Origin of the sequence: Hymenobacter sp. DG01, from assembly GCF_006352025.1 — a bacterium.
GTDB lineage: Bacteria > Bacteroidota > Bacteroidia > Cytophagales > Hymenobacteraceae > Hymenobacter.
This window is the reverse complement of the sequence record NZ_CP040936.1, coordinates 4,466,639-4,486,096: the sequence shown is the minus strand read 5'-3', so window position 1 is coordinate 4,486,096 and position 19,458 is coordinate 4,466,639. Positions and strand designations below refer to the sequence as shown.

Here is a 19,458-nt window from a genome sequence, read left to right as displayed (position 1 = left end):
GTGCCGTCGCTCCTAGAGTTCAACACCCACACCTTAACACTCAACTTTTCAATAGTGGAAGCAGCCGGTTACTACCAGCAATTTGAGCGCAACCTCGACATTATTCTGAGCGGCCTGGAAGCAGGCCTCAACATCCAGCCTACTGCTTTGGGCATTTCTTTGCCCCTGGAAGTATATGTGCTGAGCGAGGTACTGAACCAGGCCGGCGGACAGTTCCGGCTGACTACAGACGATGTGCTGGGCCGTTTGCGCGAGTTCTACGCGCAATTCCGCCAGAATGAAGCCAGCACGGAGGCGCTCATGCAGCAGATTCTATCTGACAAAAAATCGGTAATGCGCACGCCGGAAGGCCGTGTCCTCACTAAAGAAATGCTGATTCGCCGGCTGGAGTACTTCAACGAGGCAGCCCGCCAGGTGAACGTAATGCGCAATCAGCACGCCCTGGGCAGCCCGCCCCAATCCCGCTCTGGCGTAGGCGCCGCCCTGCAGAAATAAATCACGGATTTAGCCGGATTCATCGGATTGCACACATTGCGGGTGTGTGCTTAACCTGCTACCCCACATAAATTCGTGAAGCCTGTAAAACAAAGAAGCCGCTCCTATTTGGAGCGGCTTCTTTGTTTCTGCCTTTTATATCATAGGCTAACACGGATGGCCAATTAACCTCGCGAACAACAATTCGTGCAATCCGATGAATCCGTGATTAGGACATGGAGGCCAGGGCTTCCCTGCGCACTTTAGTGTTGCCTTCTTTGGAGTGCTTCAGGTTCAGCTCGCCAGTAGGCTCCTGCTTGAGGTGGCTGGGCACTTCGTCGCCGTGGGGGCCCTTGGAGATGGTCACGCCGCCGTCCACGTAGTAGGTAGCGCCGGTTACGTAGCTGGCCTCATCCGAAGCCAGGAACAGGTACACATTGGCCACTTCCTCGGGAGTGCCGCGCCGACCCAGCGGTACGCCCTGCACCGTCAGCTTTTCCATCTTGGCGTTCATGGGGCCGGTTTCTTTATGGGTCCAGGCCGTGTCAATGGGGCCGGGACCCACAATGTTGGAGCGCACGCCAAACTTCGCTTGCTCCACGGCTACCCCACGCTGGAAGGCATGCACGAAGCCCTTGGTCCCACCATACGGCGTGTTCTGCGGTTCGCCCATGTGCCCAGCTTCTGACCCGGCTGATACAATATTGCCCTTGCTTTTCTGCAGATGCGGAATGGCCGCCCGCGTCATCATGAAGTTCGAGTAGATGTTGTTCTTGATCATATACTCGAAGGCCTCCGTGGGGTACTTGTCGATGGTGGAGACGGTAGGGAATGCGCCGGCGTTGTTGATCAGGATATCGAGCTTGCCGAACTCCTCCACGGCGGCTTTTACGCAGGCTTTGGCGGTTTCTTCGCGGGAAATGTCGCCGAGGTAGCCGATGGCCCGGCCGCCTTCGGCCAGAATTTCATCTACTACCTCCCGCACTGGGTCACTATCGAGGCCCACGACCACTACGGCCGCGCCTTCACGGGCAAATTTCTTGCTGATGGCTTCACCGATGCCGGCACCGCCGCCGGTTACAATGGCTACTTTATTGATGAGTCTGCCTGACATGAGGAAAGAAGAGAATAACGTTGAACAGATAAAAGCAGGTACCTGCACCGCCGTGAGACGCATTGGCTCACAACCGGGTAGGCTGTGCTTTTGAACGACAGACAAACCGCCGGGTTTTCGGCCGGAGCCGCTCAGCCCTCTTTTCGGCCGTTACAGGAGCATCTGCCGTATTCTGTGTGGCTGTATTCTCCAAATCATGTACGCTGCTCCGCCCCTGCCTACCCCTTCCAGCGCGCCCATCCAGTCGGCACGGCTTACTCTGCGGCCGTACCTGCCCTCCGATGCGCCTGACTTCTTTCAGCTGATTGACAACAACCGCACGCGCCTGCGCCCATCCTTTCCATCCCGGGAGGCCGCAGTGCAACAGCCCACGGATGTGGCTCAGGTATTGGCGCAGTTCCGGCAGGACTGGGCCTCGGGCCGCCTGTACGTGCTGGGTATCTGGAACACGGCCACGGGCCACTACCTCGGCGACATTAGCCTGAAGCCTAACTGGGCGGCACCTGTTACGCTGGAAATTGGCTACTACCTGGCCGAAACCGCCGAAGGGCAGGGCTACGCCCGGGAGGCGCTGGGTGCGGTGGTCGGGTTTGGCTTCGACACGCTAAACGCCTCCCGCCTATTGGTTCGGTGCCGCGCCAATAACCCCCGCAGCTGCGCCGTAGCCGAAGCAGCAGGCTTCCGGCCTCTGCCGGCTCGGCCCCGGCTCTGGCCGCTGCGCTCCTTCGCGGGGTCCGGACAGACTATTCTGCACTACATCCGCCGGCGGGAATAAGCTGTTCCCCACGGCCTGCTGGTTGGCTCTATCAAGCCTACGCTAATCGGCGTTCTTCAGCTTGGTCAGTAAGAAGCTCTGATTGAAATTCAGATAAAGAGCGAAAGAGAAGTCAAACAACCCGTTGTTCAGATCATACAAGGGCTCAAATCGGGTAGTCAGAATAATTTTGCCCGGCAGCTGGTAGTCGCGTAGCACCCGCAGAATCAGGAGCTGGCGCTGGCGTTCCGTGTAGCTAGGGTCGGCGGTGGACACTGACACGGACTGGTACAGCCGACCACCCAGGGGCGAGATATGGCGGCTGCCCTGCCAATAGGCTACCTGCACATCGGATAGGCGCGTATCCAGGCCGGCATTCAGATAGAGCCCAGTGCCTCGCTTGTAAGGCAGCTGATAAGTAAAGGAATAGTCGTGAAAGTAGGTGCCGTAGCCATCAAAGTGAACTGCCTGTATCCACTTACCAGGCAACACCCGGCGCAGCCGAAGTCCGGTAGCAACATTAAACAAGGTCTGCAGGGGCTTATCAATGGTATCGAGCTGCCCGCCGTTGTGGGTGGCCGTAAACTGGAAGGGCAGCTTCAGCAGCCACTTCGAGGAGTCGCCCAGCAGCGTATGCTCCATGCTTAGGCCGCCCGCTACCTCCTCCTGAAAGTTACTGAACCGGTACTGCTGCCGCTGCCAGTTCACCCAGGCATCCAGGGTAGTGCGCGGGGTGTGCAGCTGGTACTGCACGCCTTCTTCCAACCGATTGGTAATCACGCGCTCAAAGTCGAACAGCGGCTCAATGTAGCCGTGGTGCAGGTGCCCCTCAATGTTGCCGAACAGCAGTTGGTGCGGCCCGTTCTGGTATTTCACGGTAAACAGGGGCCGTACCTGCCGCAGCCGGGGCGTGCCGTAGTCCTTCCATAGAAACACGCCGGCCTCCACGCGAATGTTAGCCGAGGGGAAATACACCAGCCGGGGGGCCAACTGCGCTCCGAAGTAAGTCAGGCCCGGATCAATCTTGTTGAAGTACTCGTTGTCCTTATTAAATAAAAAGCCCTGAACGTCCAGCCTCAGCTCGTGCTCGTAGGCGGGCCCCACCGGCAAACGATGTAAAAAGGCTCGATTGTTCAGCTGCCCAAACCCTACCCCCGTACTACCCAGCCAACCTACCAACGTCAGTATCAGAGAGGTATAAAAGAGTCGGTTTCCCAAAAATTTTAGCACAGGAAAAACTTACTAAACTCAACGAATTTTTTTAGCATTGTGGGCACAAAATATAGCCCAGGTGCGTTACTACTAGCCGACCCGAAAAGGGCCCGGCAATGTAGTTCTGGCTGGCTTCGAGCCCCATTGTGCGGCCAAGCGAAAAGGCCTACATTCACCAAACCTAAGCATTTCCAAACAACCCCTCCTCTATAATGGCTGCAACTACTGACAAGGCCGTCAACGCCAACGCCGAGAAAATGAAAGCCCTCCAGCTCACGCTGGACAAGCTGGACAAAAACTACGGCAAAGGCACCGTAATGAAGCTCAGCGACAACAAGGTGATGGACGTAGAAGTCATCAGCACCGGTTCGCTGGGCCTGGATATTGCCCTGGGTGTGGGCGGTTTGCCCAAAGGCCGTGTGGTTGAAATCTACGGCCCGGAATCGTCGGGTAAGACGACGCTGACCATGCACGCTATTGCCGAAGCGCAGAAGAAAGGTGGTATTGCGGCCTTCATCGACGCCGAACACGCCTTCGACCCGCTGTATGCCAAAAAGCTGGGCATCGACACCGAAAACCTGCTCATCGCTCAGCCTGACAATGGTGAGCAAGCCCTGGAAATTGCCGATCAGCTGATTTCCTCCGGTGCCATCGACATTATCGTTATTGACTCTGTGGCCGCGCTGGTGCCGAAAGGCGAGCTGGAAGGCGACATGGGTGACTCTAAAGTAGGTCTGCACGCTCGTCTGATGTCGCAGGCCCTGCGCAAGCTCACGGGTACCATCAACAAGACCAACTGCCTGTGCATTTTCATCAACCAGCTGCGTGAGAAAATCGGGGTAATGTTCGGCTCGCCCGAAACTACTACCGGTGGTAACGCCCTGAAGTTCTATGCCTCGGTTCGCCTCGACATCCGTCGTATTGGTCAGATCAAGGAAGACAAGGACAACGTAACCGGTAACCGCACCAAGGTGAAGGTGGTGAAGAACAAAGTAGCGCCTCCCTTCAAGGTGATTGAGTTCGACATCATTTACAACGAAGGTATTTCCAAAGTAGGCGAGATTCTCGACCTGGGCGTTGACATGGGCATTATTGCCAAGTCGGGCTCTTGGTTCTCCTACGACGGCAACCGCCTGGGCCAGGGCCGCGAGGGTGTAAAAACCGTGCTGCTCGACAACCCAGAGCTGGCCGACAAAATCGAAGCTCAGATTCGGGCCAAAGTGAAAGGTGACCCAGAAGAGGCGCTGGCCGCCATTCCCGAGGACCGCTCCATGGACGATGACGAAACGGTTGACCTGTAAGTCATCCGATTGTCTGATTCTGAAAAGCCCCGCTACTAAGTAGCGGGGCTTTTTTCTTGCCGTACCGCAGGGCGGGCCCTACCCCCATCAGAGCCAAGAAAGCCCGACAATAGTGCTATATTTTGTACTTTCATCACTCGAGCGGTTCTTTTCGTACAGCCTATTTTTTGCCCTATCAGAATCCGATTATCTTTGCTGGCACCGCATTTGAGAAGGTACCGGCTACACCTTTATTTGCCGCTCTTACATGATTCGCCGCTGGCTTCTGTTTCCTGTATGTGCGCTGCCCCTGGCAGCGGTACTCACGGCTTTCGGCCCGTCCTCCGAAGCAACCCGCACGATTGCCAATACCAGCTTTGAGCGGGGCGAGGTGCTTCAATACAAAGTGCACTACGGACTTATCAATGCGGCCGAAGCCACTATTGAAGTAGATGACGCGGTGCACCGGATAAATGAGCGGCCCTGCTACCGGGCTACCGTAACCGGGCGCACCCTGGGCTCCTTCGATTACTTTCTGCGCATTCGGGATACGTGGCGGTCTTATATTGACACCACCAGCATTCTGCCCCAGCGCTTTTACCGCAACATTGAGGAGAAGAATTACCGCAAGCGCGAAACGGTGGACTTCGACCATGTGCGCGACATAGCCAATGTGGAAAGCCACAAAAAAGACAAGAACGACGTCAAGAAAGGCACTTTCAAAACGCCTAATAACGTGCAGGACCTGGTCAGCGGCTTCTACTTTCTGCGCACCCTCAACTACGACCAGCGCCGCCCAGGCGAAATAATCAAGGTGCAGGGCTTCTTCGATGAGGACGTGTTTACCATGGACGTCATATACAAGGGCCGGGAAACCGTGGAAACCAAGGCCGGCGTCATCCGCGCCATTCGGCTGGTTCCGAAAATGCCCAGCAACAAACTCTTTAAAGGAGAAAACGCCGTTTCGGTATTTCTCTCCGACGACCGAAATAAAATACCGGTCCTGATTCAGGCGGAAATGTTCGTGGGCTCCGTGAAGGTGGACATGTACAAATACAAAGGCCTCCGAAACCGACTGAATCTGGTGGCAACAAACTGATGCTTGCGCGAAGCGGCTCCCATTGGGGGCCGCTTTTCTTTTTCCTTGCTTCTCCTCTTGTTCTCCCCTACTCACCTGATGCAAACCACCTTATCCCCTCCGCGCCGCTCCATTCTTTCCCCGCCCCGGCACCCAGCACCGGGCAGTAGTAAACCGACCCCATCCCTGGTTGATTACGTCTGGCCCATACCGCTGCCCGCGCCTACCTCGGCCAGGGCGGCTAGTAACGAAAACGTAATACGCCGCGCCCGCCGGCCGGCCATACTTTTGTCTTCGCGCATTCTGTTTTACCCCAAACCACCTCGTCCCGTGCAGCCAACCGTCGCCCCAAACGCCTACAAAATTCTGGTAGTTGATGATGATCCGGACATCGTGGAATTGCTGGAGTACAACCTGCGCAAGGAAGGCTACGAGGTAGCCAGCGCCCCCGATGGCCGCAAAGCCCTGGAAATTGCCCCGCAGTTCGGCCCCGATATTATTCTGCTGGACGTGATGATGCCTCACCTCGACGGCATTGCTGCCTGCCGCCAGCTGCGGGAGCTGCCCCGCTTCAAAGACACGTACATCATTTTCCTGACGGCCCGGGCCGAGGAGTTTTCCGAGGTGGCCGCTTTCGAGGCCGGCGCCGACGACTTTATTGCCAAGCCTATCAAGCCCCGGGCCTTGCTTAGCCGCCTGGCCGCCTTCGTGCGCCGCGACAAAGACCCGCAGACCCAGATTAGCAGCATCGAAATCAACGGCCTGAAAATTGACCGCACCGGCTTTGCGGTGTACCAGAATGGCCGCAAAATCACGCTGCCCAAAAAGGAGTTTGAGCTGCTGGCTTTCCTGGCGGCATCACCTCATAAGGTTTTCGGCCGCGATGAGCTGCTGCAGAACATCTGGGGCAACGACGTGTTCGTGCTGGCCCGTACCGTGGATGTGCACGTGCGCAAGGTCCGCGAAAAGGTGGGCGACCACCATATTCAAACCATTAAAGGGGTCGGCTACAAGTTCAACACGGATAATTAGCGGTGAAATGGCGAGGTGGTGAAATGGCGAATTTTGATGTGCACACGGCGCAAGTGGCGCGGAAACATCAAAACTCACCATTTCACCACCTCGCCATTGCCCTATTTCAGCTCATGGGGTTTACTATTTCTTCCCGCGTCATTGCCATCATCCTGTCCCTGCTGGTGGCAGCCGTCCTGACCGCGCTGGCCTGGGTAGCCCCTACCCTCTCGCTGGAAGAAGGTGTGCTGGCAGCCGGCATCACGGTAGCGGCTTGCTTTCTGCTGCTGTACCTGATGTTTGAGGCCCTGATTTTTCGGGAAATCAACAACATCTATCAGGGGCTGGAGCACATCAAGCGCAAAGAGCTGCGGCGCATGTCGAACAAGTTTCTGTTCCGGCCGGAGCCGCTCAAGCGTATGCGCGACGAAATTCTGGACATGGCCCAGCGCAAGCAACAGGAAATTGACGAGCTCAAGCGCCTGCAGGTCCTGCGCCGCGAGTTCCTGGCCGACGTATCGCACGAGCTGAAAACGCCCATTTTCGCCGCACAGGGTTTCGTGCATACTATCCTGGATGATGACGACACCGACGAATTCACCCGGAAGAAATTCCTGCAAAAAGCGGCCGCCAGCTTGGATGCACTGGATTTGCTGGTGCAGGACCTTGTGACCATTTCCCAGCTGGAGAAGGGGGTAGTACGCATGCGGCGTCAGCCCTTCGATATTGCCCAGCTGGTGCTCGACATTTTCGAGCAGCTGGAGCTGAAAGCTGCCCGCCGCAATGTTACCCTGGAACTGGCGCCGGGGCCTACATCCAACGCCTGGGTGGTAGCCGACCGCAACCGCATCCGGCAGGTGCTGATTAATCTAATTGACAACGCCATCAAGTACGGCCGCGAGAACGGCCATGTGACCGTAGCTTTATCCGAAAGCGGGAAGGCCTTGCGCATCAGTGTGCAGGACGATGGTGAGGGCATCCCGAAGCAGCACCAAAACCGGATTTTTGAGCGTTTTTACCGCATTGATAAAAGTCGCAGCCGCGAATCCAGGGAGGCCGGCGGCTCCGGGCTGGGGCTAGCCATCAGCAAGCACATCGTGGAAGCGCACAAGTCCACCATTCGGGTGCGCAGCGAGGTAGGCGAAGGCACCACCCTGGAGTTTAAGCTGCCCCGGCCGCGCGCTTCCGTTGCGGCCGTGCCGCCCGCTGATGCCACGTAAGAAGTGAGTACCTTTGCAGCTCTTTATGAAGCTGCCCAATTTCACCGACCTGATTCTGTTTGAGGACGAAGACTTCGTCATCATCAACAAGCCCCCTTTTCTGGCCACCCTCGATGAGCGGTTTGGCGGGGCACCCAATATCCTGCGCCTGGCGCGGGAGCACTACGACGATATTCAGGCTTGCCACCGCCTCGATAAGGAAACCAGCGGAGCCCTGGCCCTGGCCAAAAACCCGGCGGCCTACCGCCACCTGGCCATGCAGTTTGAAAACCGCGAGGTAAAAAAGGTGTATCACGCCGTGGCTTGGGGCGTGCACCAGTACGAAGGCCTGCGCGTGGACCGCAGCATTGAAACCACTACCAAGGGCAAGGCACGCCTAGCCTACAAAGGTAAGCCCGCCGTAACGCTGGTTCGCACCCTGGAAGCCTACGCCCGCCATACACTGGTAGAGTGCCAGCCTATTACCGGTCGCATGCACCAGATCCGGCTGCACCTGGCGTACCTGCAGGCCCCCATTGTGGGCGACGGCATGTACGGCGGCGACGATTTTTACCTGTCTTCCTTGAAGCGGAAGTTCAACATGAAGCAGGGTGAGGACGAGCAACCCTTCATTAAGCGCTTCGCTCTGCATGCGGCTCAGCTCACGTTTGCCAAAATGGATGGGGAGCAAGTAAGCATTGAGGCTCCCTACCCCAAAGATTTCCGGGTACTGGTAGAAACGCTGCGGCAGTATCAGTAGCCTTACCCAATAAGAACAGAAAAGGACGACCTATCCGTGGGTCGTCCTTTTCTGTTCTTATTGGGTAAGCCCGGCCGCTACCGGATTTTCTCGAAGATGGCAATGCGCACGGAATCGGCGGTGGGTTTGCGGCGGTTGCGGGGCATGGCCCGCTGCCAGCGCAGGCGGTACTGCGGGTCCTGGCGCAGCACCTCTAGGGGCACTTTTCCTTCCAGCACAGCATACCATTCATCCCAGAGTACGAGCGTACCCACGGGCAAAGGCCAGCTTTTCTCGTGTACCGCCGACATCAGGCTGTGCTGGGGGCCAAAAGGATCAACTTGCAAGGGCAAGGCAAAGTACGGATGCTGGAATACTACATGCGGTGGCCGGCCCTGGCTGAGTGCCCAGCGGGCTGCCTCGTCGGCCAGAATCTGGTCGGAAGCCCGGCCAAAGTCCCGCTCCCAACGTAGCGCCGCCCGCGCACCACTGGCCAAAAACACTATCACGCCCGCCGTCAGCACTACCCGAACCCGGTGACGCACCTGCTCCGTGCGAGCCAGCCCAGCCAGCGTTGCTACCCCCCGCAAGGCAATCAAGCTAACCAAGGGCACCACGCAGCACAAGACCCGCGTCAAGCCAAAGGAACCGAAAATGCCAAAGGTCCAGAAGATGGTATGCGCCCCGATAAACACTACCACGCTGCCATACACCAGCAGCAGCTCGGCCGTGAATTGCTGGGGCCGCAGCCGCGCCGCTGGCTTCATCCACTCCCAAAGCATACGCAGTCCACCAATCCAGAACAGACCGTAAAGCACCCACCCGATGGTGCTGGGCAGGCTCAGAATAAAGTGCGCCCACTGGCCATGACCATAGCTTTCGTTGCGAGTGGGGTAGGCATTGCGCGTGAAAACCCACAGAAAATCCTGGTACACAAATAGGCCAGCCACCCCATACACTACAAACCCCAGCCCCAGCCACGGCAACGCCCGCCAGTTCTTGCTCAGGGCCAGGCACAAGACAAACACTCCCAGCAGAATAAATCCTTCGGATCGGGCAAACGGCAGAAAGGAAACCACTGCGGCCCCCAGGCTTGCCCGCCCCTGCAGTACCAGGGCTACCCCAGCCATCAAAACAAAGGCAAAGGTCGGCTCAGTCAGGCCCGAAAACTGGATGCGAAAAAAATCAGGGGAGGCGTAGCAGAACAGGATAGCCAGCCAGGGCCACGGCAGCCGCAGGCTGCGAGCGGCTCCGTATGCCAGCCAGGCCGAGGCGGCCACCAGCACGCATTGCAGCACCATCACGGCCCGTAGCCCCAGCTGCGCCGGCACGGCCATAAGCTCCACTACCAGCGGCTTCGACCACGACTCCAGGAAATTGATAGGGTGAGTAAAAGCGTACCGGGCATAGAGGTAATGATTGATACTGTCGCCGGAATCGTAGGTACCCTCCGTGATAAAGCACATGAGCACCGAGAGCAGAAATAAGGCTAGCAGCAACCCGTAAGCACGGCGGTCGGGGGCAGGGAGTGGGCCAGCGGATGCCGGCGAGAGTTCAGAGGGTAGCATAGGTGGCGCAAAAGTACGCAGCAACGGCGGGGAGGCCATCTGCCAAGTGTTTCAGAGACAATAATTAGCCGCTGGCTTGAATATTCCGGGAAAGACGGTAACTTTGTGTCCGTTTTCCCCGAACCCTGTTCGGCTTCTTCTTCATTTTCAAACGCTTATCCTCCTCCCCAATGGATCATCTGAGCTTCAAGACGGTATCCGTCAACAAAGCCAACGCCAACAAGGGCTGGGTTGTGGTTGACGCCGCCGACGCTACCCTGGGTCGTCTGGCCAGCCAAATTGCCAACATGCTGCGTGGCAAGCACAAGCCCTCCTTCACGCCCAACTCGGATTGTGGCGACAACGTCATCGTCATCAACGCCGACAACCTGCGCGTGACCGGCAAAAAGATGACCGACAAAATCTACATCACCCACTCGGGCTACCCCGGCGGTCAGAAGCGCATCAACCTGCGCGACAAGAAAGCTAAGGACTCGACCCGTGTGATTGAGCACGCTGTACGTGGCATGCTGCAAGGCAACAAGCTGGGCGCGGAGCAATTCCGTAACCTGTTCGTGTATGCCGGTGCTACCCACCCCCACGAAGCTCAGCAGCCCAAAGCTGTTTCCCTGACGAATCTCTAAGCCGTTTTCGGCCCCTCTTTTAACTTCTTCACTTAATGGAAATCTCCAATACCTCTGGTAGAAGAAAAACCTCGGTGGCCCGCATCTACATGCAGGCCGGGCAAGGGAATATCACTATCAACGGCCGGGACATCAAGGCGTACTTCGCTAACGAACTCCTGGAAAACATCGTGAACCAGCCTTTGGCGACGATCGAGCAAGTCGGTCAGTACGACATCAAGGTAAACGTGCGCGGTGGTGGCATCTCGGCTCAGGCTGAGGCTATCCGTCTGGCCATCTCGAAAGCCCTCGTAGGCGACAACGCGGAGGTTCGTCCGGCGCTGAAGAAAGAAGGCTTCCTGACCCGCGACCCGCGCATGGTGGAACGTAAGAAATTCGGTAAGCGCAAAGCTCGTCGTTCGTTCCAGTTCTCGAAACGCTAATCTTCCAGAGGAACCCTTATCATGGCTCAGACCACCACTTATAAAGAACTGCTTGACGCTGGTGCCCACTTTGGTCACCTTACGCGCAAGTGGGATCCGAAAATGGCGCCGTACATCTTCATGGAGAAGAACGGCATCCACATTATCGACCTGAACAAAACGCTTGTTTCGCTGGACCAGGCCGCTGCGGCCATCCGCAACATTGCTAAGAGCGGCCGCAAGGTGATGTTCGTAGCAACCAAAAAGCAGGCTCAGGAAATTGTAACGGAAGAAGCGAAGCGCCTGAAAATGCCTTTCGTAACGGACCGTTGGCTGGGCGGCATGCTCACCAACTTCACTACCGTTCGCAAGTCACTGAAGAAGATGAGCACCATCGACAAGATGGTGAAGGAAAACACGGCTTACGCGGCACTGGCTAAGCGCGAGCGTCTGATGCTGTCGCGCGAGCGGGAGAAGCTGGAGCGTGTTCTGGGCGGCATCGCCGACCTGAGCCGTCTGCCCGCCGCTCTGTTCGTAGTGGACGTGAAGCGCGAGCACATTGCCGTGAAAGAAGCGCAGAAACTGGGTATTCCGGTATTCGCTATCTGCGACACGAACTCGAACCCCGAGCTGGTTCAGTTCCCCATCCCGGCCAACGACGACGCCTCGAAGTCTATCCAGCTGATTGTAAGCGTAATGGGTAAGGCTATCGAAGACGGTCTGTCGGAGCGGAAAGTCGACAAAGAAGATGCCGACAAGAAGCAAGCCGAAGAAGAAGGCATCCAGGAGAAGCAGAACGCCGACGAATAGGCTAGCTGCCCTCTAAGGAAAAGGGAACATGCGAAGCACTCGGCTCCGGTGTTCCCTTTTTCTATAACTACTACCCCCGCCCTGGCGGCCAGGGCAGTAGCCTCACTCAGAAAACCCTCTCAACCTCATATAACTCACAACAATGGCAGCAATTACCGCCGCAGACGTGAACAAGCTGCGCACCATGACCGGTGCGGGCATGATGGATTGCAAAAAAGCTCTGACCGAAGCTAACGGCGACTTCGAAGCCGCCCGCGACATCCTGCGCAAGCAAGGCCAGAAAATTGCCGACAAGCGTTCGGAAAACACCACGGCCGAAGGCCTGGTGCTGGCTGCTGTTAGCGAAGATGGTACCAATGGCAAGCTGATTGCCCTGGCTTGCGAAACCGAGCCCGTTGCGAAAGTAGAAGACTTCAAAAACCTGGCCCAGCAGATCCTGGCTACGGCCGTGAAGACCAACGCTGCTTCAAAAGAGGAGCTGCTGGCCGCCGCTCAGGAAGATGGCCGCTCCCTGCAGGAGCACATCACCGACCTGATGGGCAAAATTGGTGAGAAGCTGGACGTGGTTGCTTACGAAAACGTAACGGCTGAGAAAGTAGCCTCTTATATCCACTCGGATAACAAGAAGGGTGTACTGGTAGCTCTGAAGAACGTAGGTGGCGCCGATGTTGCAGCCGTAGGCCGCGACGTAGCCATGCAGATTGTGGCCATGAAGCCGGTTGCCCTCGACAAGGACGGCGTTGATGCTGCTACCATCGAGCGTGAAATTGAAATCGGCAAAGACCAAGCGCGCGCCGAAGGCAAACCGGAAGCTATGCTGGAGAAAATTGCTCAGGGCAAGCTCAACAAGTTCTACAAAGAGAACACCCTGCTCAACCAGGAGTTCGTGAAGGACAACTCGGTGACCATTTCCCAGTTGCTCGACAAGACGCAAAAGGGCCTCACTATTTCGGACTTCAAGCGTGTAGCCATTGTAGGCTAAGTCTAGACTATCTACGGCAAAGAAGCCCCGCTGGCAGTGCCAGCGGGGCTTCTTCGTTTATATCTCATAATGGGCATGTGACTCATCTTATCACAAGTCAATAATATAACTATGTTAATAATAATTATCATAAATCAACAATTACAGAAAATATATTATCAACCAGATACATATCATCATTATTTATGTCATATCATTGTGTCTACAGGTAGCACTATACCGGCATATCATATAAATTCCCACAATAGGAAATATATTTTCATCCGGGGAAACGTCTTACTGAACAAGCAAAATGCAACGCTCAACGAATTGAAACGTATGTAGCGACACCAAAGCAGTCGAAAGTCAGATTTGCTAACGAATTTTGTGCCGTGCCCCAGTTCTCAACCCTATTACAAACGCTTTAACATTCTTAACATGAAACTCAGCGCTCTACCCTTTCACCCGACCACCGGCGACTTGTTACCCGCCTATCGGGATGCTTATCTGCGTGGTGACTTGTCCAGCGAAAACACCGAATTGGTGGACGCATATCTGAAAGCCAATAAGAATACGGCCGACGAAACGCTGAACCGTTTCTACGAAATGAAAGGCAAAGGTCATGCTGTACGGCCTGTGGGCTGGGTGCAACGTCAGTTTGATCTGATCCGCACGGAGCCCAAGCGTTTCCGGCAGCGGGCGGCGAGTATGGTAGCAGTTGGTGCACTGATGAGTGCCGCCGTGTTTGCCGGAACCAACCTACCCACCGAAAATACGCCCACCGATAATGTCCCTGTTGGCATGACGGATGCACTGGAGCTACCGGCCGAGGCCGGATCTGCCAGCGCTTTCCGCACCGTTTCGGTACGGGGCCGCATCCTTGATGAGAACGGTCGTCCGCTGGTAGGTGCCACTGTATGGCAGAAAGGAACCCGGCGGGGCGTGAGCACCGATGCCAACGGCAACTACACCCTGCGCGTACCTGCCGCTAGCCACGAGACTGCAACCCTGCAGTATGCCTACGCCGGCTACAAGGAAGAGGAACTGCAGGTGAAAGCAAGCCGGACTGAAAATGTAACCCTGCTACCCAACGCCCAGCGCACGAAACCCGCTAAAAAACGCTGGTTGCTCTTTTAAGCAGTTGCCGAAGCCTATCGGCTCTCTTACTTCGCCTACTTTATCTGCACACCTAGCCGGCTTTGCCGAATACGGCACTTTTACCGCAAGCAGCGCGGTAGTCCGCTCGCTCCCAGCACGGGCTACTGCGCTTTTGCTACCCCAGTAGCTACTCTATGAGACTTCCTTTTCTACACAAAGTTGCTGTGAAGAAAATTACGGGAGAAGCTACGGGTCCCGAGCGCCAGCAGGCAGAGGCCATTGTTCGCTCCGTAATGGGCGAGCTACCCGAACTGATTGCCACCGCCGTGGTGGATGTTGGCTCCGGCAAAACCCTGGCTGCTTACACGACCCTCTCCAGCTTCGACCCTTATAAAATTAGCAGCCGAAATGCGGAGCTGATTCGAAACACACATCGCATGCTGTCGGCTCCCTGGCTGGGAAGCCAGCAGCTCACGGACCTGGTGGTGCTACTGGAAGACCAGCTGCACTGCCTCCGCACTACCCCCGGCCACCAGTGGCTATGCTACGTGGCCGTGCGCAGTGCCGATACCAATATGGCCCTGGTCCGGGAAGTTATGCGGCGCTGTGTCAACTGAGTTAATCATTGCCTCTCTAGTCAACTAACACTTTTCAACATACTTTTCATGGCCTCTATTACGCCAAGCCAAGCCGTTCAAAACATTCTTAAGGAGCTGCCTTCTCTGGTAGCCGTAGCCGTGGTGGAGACGGAAACGGGTATGCCCCTGGCTCACCACTCCAATACGCCGGCCTTCGATGCTGAAACTGCCGCTGCCTATAACACGGAAGTGGTGAAGCAGAAACTGAAGGCAATCCAGGCCCTGAAGCTGGATCAGGCTATTCAGGACATTCTGCTGACCCTGACCGATCAGCTGCACCTGCTGAAGCTCTCCCCCACCGGCGACAAGTTCATCTACCTCGCAGTTAACTCCCGCGACACCAACCTGGCCATGGCTCGCCAGATCCTGAAAGGCCAGACGGCTGCCTTGAACTAAGCGACCTTCTCTGAAAAAAGAAGCCCCGCTCAATCTCAGATGAGCGGGGCTTTTTGTTGCTTTGTCTGATGCAGGACAACCGAAAAAATGCCTATCGTTATCTTCTATACCATTTCTTAATTGAAATCAGAACAACGCCTACTCCGGCTCAGCCCTGGCAAAGGGCTACCGAACATATTGCTTATCACAGCTACTATGCTGGTGCGGTTGCCTATCAGCTGCATAATCTGGCGTTGGCAGCAGCTTCTGATTTTCTCGGTTTCGATGAGGAGCAATTCTGGAACGGACTGGAATCCTTCTCAGCCAACAATCCAGCCCTACCCTTAAGCCACTATCGAATGATTTTCGATAACAGGGTAAAACAGCTTTCTTGCTAGCCTACCCCCCATGCATGAGCATGCGGTAGGCCCGAACGCGGGCCTCGGCGTTCTGGCGGATGTTGTAGTAGAACAAGGAGTAGTCGGCGATGTGGAAGGAGTGGCGCAGCTCGGGGCGGCCGGGCAGCAGGAAACGGGGGTAGCCGGGGCGAGCGGTAGGGTGAACCCAGACGAGGCCGTTGTGCACCTTGGCATCTACGACGCGCTTATCTACCCCATCGAAGCCATAGGGCACCCCACCGAGGTTGAGGCGGGCCGGGGCGGCGGCCGTGTCGCGGGTCCAGGTGAGCGGGTTCACAGCCACACCCCCCTGAAAGGGCGGATACTCCTGGCCCCACTCCACGGTGTTCCAGCCTACGTAGCAGCCTGTTTGGGTGGAGTCGTCGCAGGGGCGCAGCACCTGGTATTGCTCGGGCTCTACCTTAAAGCCGATGAGATAGGCCGCCACCAGCTGTCGGCGTAGCTTGGGGTCCTGGTCGAAGAACTCGCGCAGGAGCCGCGTGGCGTGGTGGGTGCCCTGGCTATGGCTGGCAATAATGATGGGGCGGCCCTGATTATAGTGGTCGAGGTAGTATTGAAACGCGGTTTTCACGTCGCTGTACGCCAAGTCGAGGGCCTCTTTGCCATTCGTGCTGTTCTCATCAAAAAAGGAAAACAACGTGGCCTGCCGATAGCGGGGAGCATAGATGCGGCCCGTGCTGTTGAAGGCCGAAGCCTGCTTCCGGATGGTGCTGGCGTCGGTGAAGTGGTTGACGCGCGCGTCGGTAAGGCTGGCGTTCCACTGGGTCCGGCCGTAGTAGGTGGTGGGGTGCACAAAAAATACATCCACGGGAGCATCGCGCTGCTGGTCGCGCAGCAGCGTATGGCGCGGCACGGCATCGGCAGAGTCGCGGCGGTCGGGCAGGGCAGCCCAATTATCCTCCATGCGGTAGTCGGGCGCTTCCGGGGTAGCCACGCGCGCGAAGTCTTTGCCAGGCTTGATAACATTGATGCAGGAGCCCAGCGCGAATAAGGCTCCCAGCAAGGGCAAACTAAATAAGCGGGTACGCATTCTGCTAAAAGGAAATCGACAGTAAAAACACCCACGCGCACCGCCGGTTGCAGGCAGCGCGCGTGGGTGGCTTATCAGGCGGGAGCGGCCGCCGGCACAGGGCCTACTCGGTAAAGGTGTTTTCCAGGAGGCGCTCCTGACGCAGGTACACGATTTTGAAATTCTTATCGAAGCGGACGCGCACCTGAGCCGTAGTTTGCTGCCGCTTTTGCAGGGACTGGCGCAGGGCAGTGCTTTTCTCGATGAAAGTAACCACCCGCGAGCCGTCGGCTACCGGGGGGCTTACTTTCAGGCTGCCGGGCTCAATGGTGGTTTGGCCTTCGAGAAACTCCGGAAAGTGCGACTTTTCCAGCTCGGCCGTAATGGCTGCCGGGGTAGTGTTCTGCTGCAGATAGAACCGCTCTACGCGGGGCGCGAAGTAGGAAGACGCCGAGAAGGGCGCGGCCTGTAAATCGGCGTAGTAGTTCTGGAGTACACTTTCGATGCGGGTCTGGGCGGCGCTTTCATCTACAGCCGGCGCGGGCGGCGCGGCCTCTTCTGCCGGAGCCGTAGCAGCGGGGCTTGCCGTATCGGTGGGGGTAGTAACGGGCGGAACGGCGGGCGCCACGCGCACGGTTTCGGGAGCGGCAGCGGGCGGCAGATCAATCTGCTCCGACTGCGGCCCTACCTCCGGGGTAGCAGCTACTGAATCGGCGGCGGTAAGCGTGGTGCTGGTGAGCCGCTCGGAGCTTTGGTTGCCCAACATCAGGTAGGCTACCAGAGCCAGCAGGGCTACAATGCCTCCTACAATAAGGATGGTGCTGAGCGGGCTTTTCGGGGGGGCTACGTAGGGCTCCTCTTCTACCATTTCTTCTACTGCTCCGGTTTCTGCTACCTGTCCGGAGGGCACAAAGGCATCGTCGCGGGTGGGCGAGCTACCGGGCCGGCCGGTTTCCAGGGGGTGCGAGAAGCCGGGCGTAGTAATGGGCGGCGCAGGCGGCTCGGCTACGTAGGGCGTGTGCAGGGGCCGCGACGTGACCGGCGGCATGAGCGGGTCCTCGACGGGGCCGGCCGTGGTAGTCGTAAACTGCGGAGGCCCCGCCATCGGCGGCCCGGCAGCCGGAGGCACCACTGGCGCCGGGGGCTCTATCGGAGCAGCCGGAGCGGCCGGGCCAGCGCCGGGGGCGGCTTCATTGAAAAGCAGCTTTTTCTTTAGCGTTTCAAACTCCTGGGGCGTGATGGTACCCGCATCAAGCCACTCCTTGAGCTGGCGTAGGGTATCGAGGGGAGAAGGGTCTTTTTCCATGGCAGGGAGCCGCCCGCGGGCAGCAGGAACTACTTACGGTCGAGGTTGGTGAGGCGGGCGCGGCGCCGCTCTACCTGTGCTTTACGCAAATCCGTGAGCCGGGCGTTGTCGAGGAGCTTTACGGAATCCTCGGCGGCCTTCAGCTTGTTGTCGGCATTCTGCTTTTTCAGAAGCTCAATCTTTTCCAGGTTGGCTTTGGTGTTGGCGGCCAGGCTGGCCCGCTCCTTTTCCAGCTTTTCCTTGTCCTTTTCGGCGGCCACCAGCTGCTTCTCGGCTTCGGCAATCTGCTCGCGGTAGGCTTTCAGGCGGGCGGCGGCGGCAAAGTTCTGGGCAATGGTGCGCAGGGAGCTAAACTCGGAGGGCGTGCCCGAAGCCGAGAGAAACGAATCGGGCCCTACCCCGGCCCACACCGACAGCTCCGAAACCGTATCGGAAGGCGCCGTGACGGTGGAATACAAATCGAGCAGCTTACCCGTCACGCTGGACATGGGCACCTGTTTGGCTTCCAGCACATCCTTCTTCCCTACCCCAAACACGCCGGAACCCTTCAGCTTAATATTATAGGTATCCTTCAGCCAGGCCTGCCAGAAGTCGCGGGTCCACTGGGCGGTGCCTTCCACCTGCACTTTCACGGCGTCCCGCTCACGCTTTTCAAAATTGACACTGCTACTGCGCGCGTCGTAGAGCTGGGCCTGTCCGGCCAGAGGCGCGCAGAGAGCGGCCAGCACCAGCCCGAAGCCGAAAAATCGTTTCATATAAACCGAGTAGAAAAACAGAAAAACGGGGTCAGGGCGCGAAGTATCAGATACCGTGCCGGTCGAAGGCTGCCTGCAGATCCTGCTGCATGCCCGCGAAGCGCTGCACGGCCGCCTGCACAAACTCCTGGTCCAGGAGCAGATGAATGTCGTCCTCCCCGGTCAGGTCCAGCTCGCTTACCTTGTAGGTTTGCTCAAAAGGGCCTTTCTCCAGCTTAATCAGGTACTTGCCGTTCCAGCTGAAGAGGGTAATCTTGACATCGGGGTGCGGAATGATGGCGAGCTGGCGCATAGGGTGGCTAAGGACTGGTGAACGAGGGGCGAAGATAGGCAGGCGCAACCAACCGGGGGCCGCAAGCTCGGCATAACCACCTGAAAAGGCCCGCGTAAACCGGGCTTAGGCACCCAGCCTAATTCATTCACCCTCAAGATTCCCGCATCATGCCACAAGGAGATAAATCGGCCTACACCGACAAGCAAAAGCGGCAGGCCGAGCACATTGAAGAAAGCTACGAAAAGCGCGGCATCTCGGAAGAAGAAGCCGAGAAACGCGCCTGGGCCACCGTGAATAAGCAAGACGGCGGCGGCAAGAAAAGCGGCTCGGGCCGCAAAAAGGCCGGCGAATAACTGCCGG

At 57.3% G+C, this 19,458-nt stretch carries 23 protein-coding genes; 16 read left to right on the top strand and 7 right to left on the bottom strand.

Going from position 1 to position 19,458, the window contains the following annotated elements:
• Positions 1-54 precede the first annotated feature (54 nt).
• Entirely contained in the window at positions 55-495 is a 441-nt protein-coding gene (locus FGZ14_RS19160; RefSeq protein ID WP_139925758.1) for a hypothetical protein, read from the top strand.
• A gap of 208 nt (positions 496-703) precedes the next feature.
• Here FGZ14_RS19160 and FGZ14_RS19155 read toward each other — a convergent pair whose 3' ends face one another.
• The gene (locus FGZ14_RS19155; RefSeq protein ID WP_139925757.1) at positions 704-1,588 is read right to left on the bottom strand and encodes an SDR family NAD(P)-dependent oxidoreductase; all 885 of its coding nucleotides are present in this window, start codon (positions 1,586-1,588) and stop codon (positions 704-706) included.
• A 196-nt stretch (positions 1,589-1,784) separates the two neighbouring features.
• Here FGZ14_RS19155 and FGZ14_RS19150 point away from each other — a divergent pair, with 196 nt between their 5' ends.
• A complete protein-coding gene (locus tag FGZ14_RS19150) occupies positions 1,785-2,363 on the top strand; it encodes a GNAT family N-acetyltransferase (RefSeq protein ID WP_139925756.1) in 579 nt (192 codons plus the stop codon).
• 42 nt (positions 2,364-2,405) lie between these two features.
• On the opposite strand, the gene FGZ14_RS19145 is transcribed toward FGZ14_RS19150, so the two are convergent.
• Positions 2,406-3,560: a hypothetical protein gene (locus FGZ14_RS19145; RefSeq protein WP_139925755.1), complete on the bottom strand. Its 1,155-nt coding sequence runs from the start codon at positions 3,558-3,560 to the stop codon at positions 2,406-2,408.
• Positions 3,561-3,766: 206 nt separating this feature from the next.
• On the opposite strand from FGZ14_RS19145, the gene recA reads away from it, so the two are divergent.
• The 5 genes from recA to FGZ14_RS19120 all read left to right on the top strand — a co-directional run bounded on the left by recA (position 3,767) and on the right by FGZ14_RS19120 (position 8,882).
• Positions 3,767-4,855, top strand: coding sequence for a recombinase RecA (recA, locus tag FGZ14_RS19140; protein ID WP_110976794.1), 1,089 nt, complete (start codon positions 3,767-3,769; stop codon positions 4,853-4,855).
• Between the two features lie 247 nt (positions 4,856-5,102).
• Positions 5,103-5,933 (top strand): DUF3108 domain-containing protein, encoded by an 831-nt coding sequence (locus FGZ14_RS19135; RefSeq protein ID WP_139925754.1) that lies wholly within the window; start codon positions 5,103-5,105, stop codon positions 5,931-5,933.
• 309 nt (positions 5,934-6,242) lie between these two features.
• The gene (locus FGZ14_RS19130; protein ID WP_257883284.1) at positions 6,243-6,944 is read left to right on the top strand and encodes a response regulator transcription factor; all 702 of its coding nucleotides are present in this window, start codon (positions 6,243-6,245) and stop codon (positions 6,942-6,944) included.
• Positions 6,945-7,057: 113 nt separating this feature from the next.
• Positions 7,058-8,143 (top strand): cell wall metabolism sensor histidine kinase WalK, encoded by a 1,086-nt coding sequence (locus FGZ14_RS19125; RefSeq protein ID WP_139925752.1) that lies wholly within the window; start codon positions 7,058-7,060, stop codon positions 8,141-8,143.
• Positions 8,144-8,168: 25 nt separating this feature from the next.
• The gene (locus tag FGZ14_RS19120) at positions 8,169-8,882 is read left to right on the top strand and encodes an RluA family pseudouridine synthase (RefSeq protein WP_180754420.1); all 714 of its coding nucleotides are present in this window, start codon (positions 8,169-8,171) and stop codon (positions 8,880-8,882) included.
• A gap of 77 nt (positions 8,883-8,959) precedes the next feature.
• Here the strand turns inward: FGZ14_RS19120 and FGZ14_RS19115 are convergent, their stop codons facing one another.
• A complete protein-coding gene (locus FGZ14_RS19115) occupies positions 8,960-10,429 on the bottom strand; it encodes a hypothetical protein (RefSeq protein WP_139925750.1) in 1,470 nt (489 codons plus the stop codon).
• 170 nt (positions 10,430-10,599) lie between these two features.
• Between FGZ14_RS19115 and rplM the strand changes: the two genes are divergently transcribed.
• The 8 genes from rplM (at position 10,600) to FGZ14_RS19075 (ending at position 15,733) form a co-directional block, all read left to right on the top strand.
• Positions 10,600-11,052, top strand: coding sequence for a 50S ribosomal protein L13 (gene rplM, locus FGZ14_RS19110; protein ID WP_110976787.1), 453 nt, complete (start codon positions 10,600-10,602; stop codon positions 11,050-11,052).
• Positions 11,053-11,087: 35 nt separating this feature from the next.
• Complete coding sequence (gene rpsI, locus FGZ14_RS19105) at positions 11,088-11,474, top strand: 30S ribosomal protein S9 (RefSeq protein ID WP_110976786.1); 387 nt, start codon at positions 11,088-11,090, stop codon at positions 11,472-11,474.
• Between the two features lie 21 nt (positions 11,475-11,495).
• Positions 11,496-12,263 carry a 30S ribosomal protein S2 gene (gene rpsB / locus FGZ14_RS19100; RefSeq protein ID WP_110976785.1) on the top strand — a complete coding sequence of 256 codons (768 nt, stop codon included), beginning with the start codon at positions 11,496-11,498 and terminating at the stop codon, positions 12,261-12,263.
• A 142-nt stretch (positions 12,264-12,405) separates the two neighbouring features.
• Entirely contained in the window at positions 12,406-13,245 is an 840-nt protein-coding gene (tsf, locus tag FGZ14_RS19095) for a translation elongation factor Ts (protein ID WP_139925749.1), read from the top strand.
• 417 nt (positions 13,246-13,662) lie between these two features.
• On the top strand, positions 13,663-14,361 hold the full coding sequence (locus FGZ14_RS19090) for a carboxypeptidase-like regulatory domain-containing protein (protein ID WP_139925748.1): 699 nt from the start codon (positions 13,663-13,665) through the stop codon (positions 14,359-14,361).
• A gap of 185 nt (positions 14,362-14,546) precedes the next feature.
• Positions 14,547-14,939 carry a hypothetical protein gene (locus tag FGZ14_RS19085; protein WP_139925747.1) on the top strand — a complete coding sequence of 131 codons (393 nt, stop codon included), beginning with the start codon at positions 14,547-14,549 and terminating at the stop codon, positions 14,937-14,939.
• 48 nt (positions 14,940-14,987) lie between these two features.
• Entirely contained in the window at positions 14,988-15,356 is a 369-nt protein-coding gene (locus FGZ14_RS19080; RefSeq protein ID WP_139925746.1) for a hypothetical protein, read from the top strand.
• A gap of 68 nt (positions 15,357-15,424) precedes the next feature.
• Positions 15,425-15,733, top strand: a complete 309-nt coding sequence (locus FGZ14_RS19075; protein ID WP_139925745.1) for a hypothetical protein — start codon at positions 15,425-15,427, stop codon at positions 15,731-15,733.
• A 1-nt stretch (position 15,734) separates the two neighbouring features.
• Here FGZ14_RS19075 and FGZ14_RS19070 read toward each other — a convergent pair whose 3' ends face one another.
• The 4 genes from FGZ14_RS19070 to FGZ14_RS19050 all read right to left on the bottom strand — a co-directional run bounded on the left by FGZ14_RS19070 (position 15,735) and on the right by FGZ14_RS19050 (position 19,116).
• Positions 15,735-16,784 carry a DUF3089 domain-containing protein gene (locus tag FGZ14_RS19070; RefSeq protein ID WP_139925744.1) on the bottom strand — a complete coding sequence of 350 codons (1,050 nt, stop codon included), beginning with the start codon at positions 16,782-16,784 and terminating at the stop codon, positions 15,735-15,737.
• Positions 16,785-16,887: 103 nt separating this feature from the next.
• Positions 16,888-18,069, bottom strand: coding sequence for an SHOCT domain-containing protein (locus FGZ14_RS19065; protein ID WP_180754419.1), 1,182 nt, complete (start codon positions 18,067-18,069; stop codon positions 16,888-16,890).
• A 29-nt stretch (positions 18,070-18,098) separates the two neighbouring features.
• A complete protein-coding gene (locus FGZ14_RS19055) occupies positions 18,099-18,824 on the bottom strand; it encodes a hypothetical protein (RefSeq protein ID WP_139925741.1) in 726 nt (241 codons plus the stop codon).
• 46 nt (positions 18,825-18,870) lie between these two features.
• Positions 18,871-19,116, bottom strand: coding sequence for a hypothetical protein (locus FGZ14_RS19050; protein WP_139925740.1), 246 nt, complete (start codon positions 19,114-19,116; stop codon positions 18,871-18,873).
• Between the two features lie 149 nt (positions 19,117-19,265).
• On the opposite strand from FGZ14_RS19050, the gene FGZ14_RS19045 reads away from it, so the two are divergent.
• Entirely contained in the window at positions 19,266-19,451 is a 186-nt protein-coding gene (locus FGZ14_RS19045) for a hypothetical protein (protein WP_139925739.1), read from the top strand.
• Positions 19,452-19,458 lie beyond the last annotated feature (7 nt).